Source organism: Luteolibacter pohnpeiensis, assembly GCF_016595435.1.
In the GTDB taxonomy this organism is placed as follows: Bacteria; Verrucomicrobiota; Verrucomicrobiia; order Verrucomicrobiales; family Akkermansiaceae; genus Luteolibacter; species Luteolibacter pohnpeiensis.
In genome coordinates, this window is sequence record NZ_JAENIJ010000091.1 from 1 (window position 1) to 2,345 (window position 2,345).

3 protein-coding genes are annotated in these 2,345 nt (G+C 51.4%); 2 read left to right on the forward strand and 1 reads right to left on the reverse strand.

The features are described 5' to 3' along the window. The first annotated feature begins 530 nt into the window (after positions 1-530). Together JIN85_RS20120 and JIN85_RS20125 are read left to right on the forward strand one after the other, a co-directional pair. A complete protein-coding gene (locus JIN85_RS20120) occupies positions 531-1,016 on the forward strand; it encodes a DUF3592 domain-containing protein (protein ID WP_200274222.1) in 486 nt (161 codons plus the stop codon). A 34-nt stretch (positions 1,017-1,050) separates the two neighbouring features. After that, complete coding sequence (locus tag JIN85_RS20125; RefSeq protein ID WP_200274224.1) at positions 1,051-1,581, forward strand: hypothetical protein; 531 nt, start codon at positions 1,051-1,053, stop codon at positions 1,579-1,581. Between the two features lie 284 nt (positions 1,582-1,865). Here the strand turns inward: JIN85_RS20125 and JIN85_RS20130 are convergent, their stop codons facing one another. Continuing rightward, positions 1,866-2,123, reverse strand: a complete 258-nt coding sequence (locus JIN85_RS20130) for a hypothetical protein (RefSeq protein WP_200274226.1) — start codon at positions 2,121-2,123, stop codon at positions 1,866-1,868. Positions 2,124-2,345: the final 222 nt, after the last annotated feature.

A 2,345-nucleotide genomic window follows, 5' to 3' on the forward strand; every position in this document is an offset into this window, starting at 1 on the left:
CGGCGGGCGATAAGGGTGGATGTCTGGCGGATCGCCGCTTGCAACCGCCGCCTCGCGGTGGCAAAAACGGTGAGCGGGAAGTCGGTCAAAAGAGGCTGTTTGGTCACACATTCAAACCGTACCCCGACCGGCTTTCCGTCTATTGATTTTCAACGAAATCGGGCTTAATCCCGTGCCATTCGGGACAGGCCTTTTATCAAGAATCCGAGCGCAAGGTAGGACAGCTCGTCATTGAGAAGGATTTTCTCGAAAAAAGTTCGTGGAGCTCAGGATGGATCTGAACGAAAAACCATGATTGAGAAGAACTATCCCGAGCTGAGCATCCGCCGCCAGGCGGAGCTGCTGGACATCAATCGCAACCGGTTGGCGGCACCGTCTGCGCCATCGGAAGAGGTTGCCGGATGTGGCCTTGAATCTTTGATCTGGACATCGGCTTCCTTGGATTGCGAATCTATCGTCTTCCACATCCTTCTAAACGCTAAATCATCGTCCTCTGGCAGCTGTCAGAGAACTTCAACGTTCTTCAATCCATGCATCTCATCGCCGTCATAGGGTTCATCTTTTTCGGCACGCTGTGCGTAGCACTAGCTGCGTGGCATGAATATACTTGGTGGAAGCGAAGGCACTGGTCAAATGGGCAAGGAAGAATCGTTGGATTTACAGAATCCTATAATGATGGAGTGTGCTATTATCCCAAGATCGAATTTACAGGAGCGGATGGCCAAATTCAATTCGTTTCGATATACGGGTCAGGACGGGAACCTAAAATAGGTAAATCGGTTGATCTGCTAGTTGATCAATTGAGCCTTTCAGCTGAAGTGGCCAGTTTATCTAATCGACTCCTTTTCACGATTATTCCGATTCTATTTGGTGCTGTCTTTATTCTCGCAGGTATCAACACCCGACCACTAAGACCTGCAGAACCAGCTGGCACTGACCAATCCGCTACTACTCCGGCGTCAAAGCCGGAGATTAACTCAAACCCACAAGTTGTATTGGAGTGGCTCTCCCAGTAGAGGGCGGCAGACCTTTAATATTAACAAAAACCATATGATGAAGAACATTTCACTGGTTCTATTGGCTCTAGGTACACTGCTAATTACCGCCCAAGGAAACGAGAACGTTTTGACGACAGTCTACCAGCCGCTTGATCCCATGGTCGGTGGATCGGTGGTAGTACGTGAAGTTCCATTCGTAACCGGCGGGGCGTTCCCAGAGGTGTTATTCACTGCCATTACCTATCCTCATATTCCACAGCAACTAAGCTCCAGGCAAGAAGGAGACATCAATGTTGCTTCCAGAGCTGGGGTGTTCCTGCGTTGCGAATCAGCGGCCGCCGGACAGAAGAAGCTCTACATCATTTGGGATTTTTCGCAAGCCGATGAGCAACTCGTTACTAAAGATCTCATCCATGCCATGCTCATTTGTCTGGAACGAACATCCGGAGGGTCGATCACTTTGTATTCGAAGTTCATCGCAGGTGACAAATTTCCAAATTTTAGGAAAATGATTGAAGCCAAATTTCCTCCCCAGACGGACGAGCAGTTTGAAGCAGGCAGTCATGGTCAATCGAAGAAATGAAGACTCTTGTTCTGCTTGTCTTTTTTGCTCGGCGATCCGCATCTGGCCTATGAGTTCGTGTCCTTTGTGAAAGAGCTTCGACAGCTTGTCTCTCTCCTCGCCAAGATCGTCCTCCTTCGCTGTGTAAGTGAAGATGCCCTTCGGGGTGATCACGTAGAAGCACGTCATGCCAGGCTTCGGGACGGGAAACTTCTCGACCTTCTTCATCTGAGGCAGGAATCCCTCCGCCATCTTGACCATCCCCAATGACGCCGGACGCACATTGGGGTGCTCTCCGGCCCCGATCATCTCGAGAAGTAGAGGCTCGCTGCGCCGTCCGCTACGGCAACGAGGGTAACTGCTGCTTCGGGGTATCCCGTCTCCATCAAGACCGCCCAAATAGGCTTGTCCTTCAATTCTCCGATCTTCTCGGCATCGAGTTCCAGGACTTGCTGGCGCATGTCCGTGTAGATCTCGGCCAGCTCGTATGCGGGCTTGTCGTCTCCACCAAAGAGGCGTCCGATGGATGAAAGAAATGCAGCCATGATGATGAGCGTGCGCATCTGGTTATTTTTGCAGAACGTTCAATGTCCAGGCACGGGCGAATGCCCGCAATCTGGGCAAGCCGGGATCTGACCGCTAATCTTCGGGTGTCGCCGGGAGGTGCGACACTCGAAACAGACCCAATTATAGTTGCTAGCCGACATACTCAATCGTCATCGGAGTGTAACTCGACCCGCGCAATCTGCCAATCCTCCCAAGCGCGGTCTGGATCGATGTCGTCG

Excerpts from the sequence above, each read along its gene's own strand:
- JIN85_RS20120 (WP_200274222.1), top strand. The coding sequence starts at position 531 with ATGCATCTCATCGCCGTCATAGGGTTCATCTTTTTCGGCACGCTGTGC.
- JIN85_RS20125 (WP_200274224.1), top strand. The coding sequence starts at position 1,051 with ATGATGAAGAACATTTCACTGGTTCTATTGGCTCTAGGTACACTGCTA.
- JIN85_RS20130 (WP_200274226.1), bottom strand. The coding sequence starts at position 2,123 with ATGCGCACGCTCATCATCATGGCTGCATTTCTTTCATCCATCGGACGC.